5 protein-coding genes are annotated in these 4,444 nt (G+C 68.9%); all 5 read right to left on the bottom strand.

Going from position 1 to position 4,444, the window contains the following annotated elements:
* A partial coding sequence (locus Q8Q85_12875) for an Ig-like domain-containing protein (protein ID MDP3775148.1) occupies positions 1 to 768 on the bottom strand: 768 nt, incomplete at its 3' end.
* Complete coding sequence (locus tag Q8Q85_12870) at positions 765 to 1,874, bottom strand: hypothetical protein (GenBank protein ID MDP3775147.1); 1,110 nt, start codon at positions 1,872 to 1,874, stop codon at positions 765 to 767. The genes Q8Q85_12875 and Q8Q85_12870, both read right to left, overlap by 4 nt.
* The gene (locus Q8Q85_12865; protein ID MDP3775146.1) at positions 1,871 to 3,226 is read right to left on the bottom strand and encodes a tetratricopeptide repeat protein; all 1,356 of its coding nucleotides are present in this window, start codon (positions 3,224 to 3,226) and stop codon (positions 1,871 to 1,873) included. The genes Q8Q85_12870 and Q8Q85_12865 overlap by 4 nt, the downstream gene beginning before the upstream one ends.
* Positions 3,227 to 3,386: 160 nt before the next feature.
* Positions 3,387 to 3,635, bottom strand: a complete 249-nt coding sequence (locus Q8Q85_12860) for a hypothetical protein (GenBank protein MDP3775145.1) — start codon at positions 3,633 to 3,635, stop codon at positions 3,387 to 3,389.
* A gap of 66 nt (positions 3,636 to 3,701) precedes the next feature.
* Positions 3,702 to 4,190 carry a plastocyanin/azurin family copper-binding protein gene (locus Q8Q85_12855; GenBank protein MDP3775144.1) on the bottom strand — a complete coding sequence of 163 codons (489 nt, stop codon included), beginning with the start codon at positions 4,188 to 4,190 and terminating at the stop codon, positions 3,702 to 3,704.
* Between the last annotated feature and the right edge of the window lie 254 nt (positions 4,191 to 4,444).

Here is a 4,444-nt window from a genome sequence, read left to right as displayed (position 1 = left end):
CGTGATCGTCACACTGGTCCCGCCCGCCAGCGGCCCGTTGGCCGGGCTCACGCTGCTCACCAACGGCGGCGGCGCCGCCGACACGGTGAACAGCGCCGTGTCGCGAATGCTGTTCCGCGCGACGCTCCCGATGATGATCCGTGCCGTGCCGTCCGCCAACGCCGTCGCGAGGCCCGCCGAGTTCACGCGCACGACGCTGGTATTCGTGGAGACGAAGTGTACCGGGACGCTGTCGTCCGGCATTTCCACGCCGGCCGTGTCGAAGGCGGCGTATGTGAATTGCTGCGTCCCGCCCGGCCGGAGCGCGGCCTGGTCGGGACCGATCGAGATCGAGCGGACGCCCCGGCCGGGTCCGACGTACGTCGCGTCGACCGGCCTGGGCGGGGACGGGATACCGCCGCGCAACTCGATACTCTGCGTGCCGGAATAGAGCAGCATGCCCGTGGCGCTGCTGTAACCCTGGAAGCTGATGGTCACGGTGTCCGAGCCGGCGTTCACGGTCACCTGCACGCGGAGCTCGATCGAGTCCTGGCCCTCGGTCAGCACCCGCACGACCACCGTATCCCTGAACGGCGGGTTGCTGATAGTGATGCGGAACGAGTCCACGTCGCTCGGCGTGCCGTCGAGCGGGCCGTAGCCCTCGAACACCGGATAGAACGCCAGATCGGCGCGCCGTCCATCGGAGGGAGACGCGGCGTCGAGGCACCCGAGCGCCATCAGGCACGCAGACACCACCGCCGCCGACACCGCCGGCCGTAGCCCTCTCACATGGTCTTCCGCAGCGAGAGCCCGACGCTGAACCCGCTGTAACCGACATCGGTCGCGCCGTTGGGGATGTTGCCCATGTCATAGCGCACCGAAGGGATCAGCGACATGCTCTCGCCCGTCGCCATCTGATAGCGCGCGCCCAGCGAGAGCAGCGTGCCCGCCTTGACGAGCGACGAATCGCCTTCGCCGAAGAGCCGGTATTCGACCGACGGCCTGAAGACGTTGCGACCCCGCTGGATGGATAGCGCCGCGCCGAGCGCCATGAGGTTCTGTTTCTCGGTCGTCAGCCCGTTGACCGGCACCGTGCCGGAGGCGCGATAGAGGTCCCACGCGTAGAGCGACAGGCCCATGTTGCCGAGGGGAAGGCTGACCCCCGCCTGCCCGATGTACCGCTTGCCCGGCCGGAATACGCCCGACCCGCCGAACTCGTCGGTCGTGAAGCTCGAGTAGGTGAAGCCCAACGAGACGCGTCCCTGGCCGACGACCCGGTCCACACCGGCGCGGAAGCGCATTTCGGCGCCCGCCTTGTAGGACGAATCGACGCCGGCGAGCGGCGTGAAGCTGCCGCTCATGCGGTAGCTACCCGCCAGGCCGAGCGCCCAGCCGGCGACCGGCACCGCGAACGCGAGGCCGGTCGTGACGCTCGTGCCGGACCCGAAGCTCGAGACCGGGAACGGCAACAGGTCGGACGCGATCGCGCCGGCCACGGCCAGCTGTTCGTTGGACAACTTCGTCTTGCCGGTGGGCAGGTTGGCCGTGACGGTGAACAGCGCCACGTCGGGCACCAGCTGGATCACGGCGCGCGCCTGCAGGTCGGTGAGTCCCGAGATCGTCCCACTGGCGCCGCTCTCGTCGGTTCGCTCGGCGCGCGCGAAACGGGTGCCAAGGTCGACCGTAACGCGGTTCGAGAACGGGAGGACGAGACCGATCGGGACCACCAGCTCGCTCACGGTCTTGGTGCCGAGGCCCGGGTCGAAGGAAAGCGTACGGTACTCCACGCCGGTGTAAAGCGTCCGACGCGCCTCCTGCGCGCGCAACGCCGCCGGCGCCACCAGCAGCGCGAGAGCGGCGAGGCCGGACGCGCGGAACCCCCGGCGGGCGGTCACGTTGGCCTCCGGATGATTATCACCACCGTGCCGGTGGTCGGCTTCACGCCGCCGCCGGTGGCCTCGGCGGTCGGGTCACGGTTGCCGGGCGGCGTGGTCGGCGTCTGCTGCTGCTGCTGCTCCTGCTGCTGCTGAGACGTATTCGTACCTGCGACCGCGTTGACCGCGTTGGTCAGCGCGTCGGCCGCCGGCGGCGGCGCCGCTCCCGTCTCCTGGTTCGCGTTCTGGGTGACCGTCACCTCGACATCGCTCACCGACTGCGCCTCCGCCGTCGAGAGGTCGGAGGCCTGAGTGGCGCCCGCCGAGGCCGCCTGGAAGCTCGGGTCGAGGTTCGAGGCCTGGCTGTAGGCCTCGCGCGCCACCTGGAAGTCGCCGCGATCCTCCGCCTCGAGGCCGCGGCTGTAAGCCAGGAATGCCTGGATGTTCTCAGTGGGACGCTGGTTGATGGAAGCGCGCTCGGCGTCGGTGAGCTGAATGCCGAGGTTCTCGAAGATCGAGAACACGAGCGCCTTCTCGAGGTCGAAGAGCCGGCTCAGCTGATCCGACGCGTTCCCCGTGGCCGCGACGCCCGCGGTGGCCACGTCCACCACGGCGGCGTCCACCCGCAGCTGGTCTCCGCGCTCGGCGATCGTGCCCTGCACCACGCGCTCGGCGCGCAGGAGGCGGCCGCTGCGCACGGCGGTCTGCTGTTCCACGTTGCCCTGCTCCGAGAGGCGCATCTCGTCGAGCATCGCCTGCATGCGCTCACGCTCGAGCACCGTCACCTGCCGCGACTTCGCGAGATCTGTGATCACAAGCTGCGCCAGGCCGCGGGTGAGCGGCTGGATCTCCGCGTTGGTGCCGCTGTAGGTGAACGGCATCACCGCGACCGTGTTGGGCGTCGGAGCGCTGAGCAGCAGCGTGGACTCCTGGGCCATGGCCTGACGCGCCTGGAACTCCAGCTCGCGCCGGCCTATGAGCGCCAGGCGCTGCCGCGCCGTGCCCTTCAGCTCGCGGCTGCGTCCCACCACGATGTACTGGTTGTACGCGGTGCGAGCCGCGGGAAAGTCCCCCAGCGCCTCGGTGGTCATGCCGAGATAGATCGCGGCGATCCCGTGGCTGGGATCGCGCGCCACCGCCGTATCGAGCGCCTGCCGTGCTTCCTCGAGCCGATTGGCCTTGAAGTAGGCGACGCCGAGGCGGGATAGGACGGCCGGGTCCTGGGGCCGCTGGCTCTGCTCCGCTTCGAGCGTCGGGATCGATTGTGGGGTCACATCGCTGACCCGCGCGCCGGCGGCGGCCGCGCACGCGCCGGCCGACAGAAGCAGCCCGAAACGGAACACGTCGCGGGTGCGGAAGAGGAGAGCGCTCATGGGCACGCCTCGAATGGTGAACGGAAAAGCCGGCTGATGGCCCAATATGCCGACGCCCCGGAGGAGCGGCAAGTCAAGCCACGGCGGTCTTCCCCGATGGAGCAGACTACACCCCGAGGGGGGGCCGCCGCCGTGACACGAATCACGCGAAGCACGTGCGCTATCCACGGCGCATGGGAAGTCCCGGCGCGCGCCATCGCATCACGCGCACCTCCGTCTGGGACAGGATCTCGCCGAGGACGGCCTTGGTTTTCGGGTCCACCGGCCAGTCGATGTGCATCTCGAGACGGTAGCCGGCGCGGTCCGCGCCGCGTCCCTGCATCACGAAGCCGTCCGGCGTGGACTGTACCTCGTCAATGGGGATGTCGGCGAGGAGATCGAAGTTCTCCTGACCCTGGGCGCTGGGCATGATACACCTCCGCCGGGAGAGTTATCTCCCGGCGGAGAAGGTCGCAAGGAGCCTGGTGCGCCGGGCCTAGTGACGCACGGGCACCTGCGCCGGCGTCGGTTCGCCGTCGTTGATCGTGCTGCCGGGGCCGCCGGCTTGCCCGACGATGATGGTCGCCTTCATGCCCAGCGCCTGGTGCGGCAGGCACATGTAGTCGTACGTGCCCTGCGGCGCGCCCGCGAAGTTGATCCGATAGACCTGGTTGGGCTGCATCATCATCGGGCCCGCGACATCGCCCATCCGCTGGGCCATGGCGCGGTTCAGCACATCCTTCGCGCCGGCCGGGATCCGGTTCGGGTAGAACTGCACGTTGTGCGGCATGCCCGAGACGTTCACGAACTCCACGATGTCGCCGGGGTTGATCCGGATGCCAGCCGGCTCGAACTTGAACTGGGTTCCCGCCTGGAGCATGCGCACTCGCACGGTCGCGGGAGGTGGCGTCCGCTCGGCTGGGTGGACGAACGCGGCCGCGCTCAGCGCGAGCACGGGCAGAACAGCGATAGACCAGCGCTTCATAGCCACATCACTCCGGAGAAAGAGGGGAACACGCTCGCCTGCTGAGTACCCCCGACCGCCAGGGGAGGTCGCGGTAGAGGCTTGTGAAATATTTCACATAAGGTGGCACAGCAGTGTTATATTGGCAAGCTGGCCGAAACCCGGCGAATTGCGTGCGGTTCCCCGGCCCGCTAGGTTGGGCTTCTCAATCCTCATTGCAGGGAGCAGGGCGCGAGCGTGGCAGGCGACGCCATTCAGATGATGGGCACCATCAC

The organism is Gemmatimonadales bacterium, assembly GCA_030697825.1.
Classification (GTDB): domain Bacteria; phylum Gemmatimonadota; class Gemmatimonadetes; order Gemmatimonadales; family JACORV01; genus JACORV01.
This window is presented reverse-complemented; position numbering and strand designations above follow the sequence as displayed.

Excerpts from the sequence above, each read along its gene's own strand:
- Q8Q85_12865 (MDP3775146.1), bottom strand. The coding sequence starts at position 3,226 with ATGAGCGCTCTCCTCTTCCGCACCCGCGACGTGTTCCGTTTCGGGCTG.
- Q8Q85_12860 (MDP3775145.1), bottom strand. The coding sequence starts at position 3,635 with ATGCCCAGCGCCCAGGGTCAGGAGAACTTCGATCTCCTCGCCGACATC.
- Q8Q85_12855 (MDP3775144.1), bottom strand. The coding sequence starts at position 4,190 with ATGAAGCGCTGGTCTATCGCTGTTCTGCCCGTGCTCGCGCTGAGCGCG.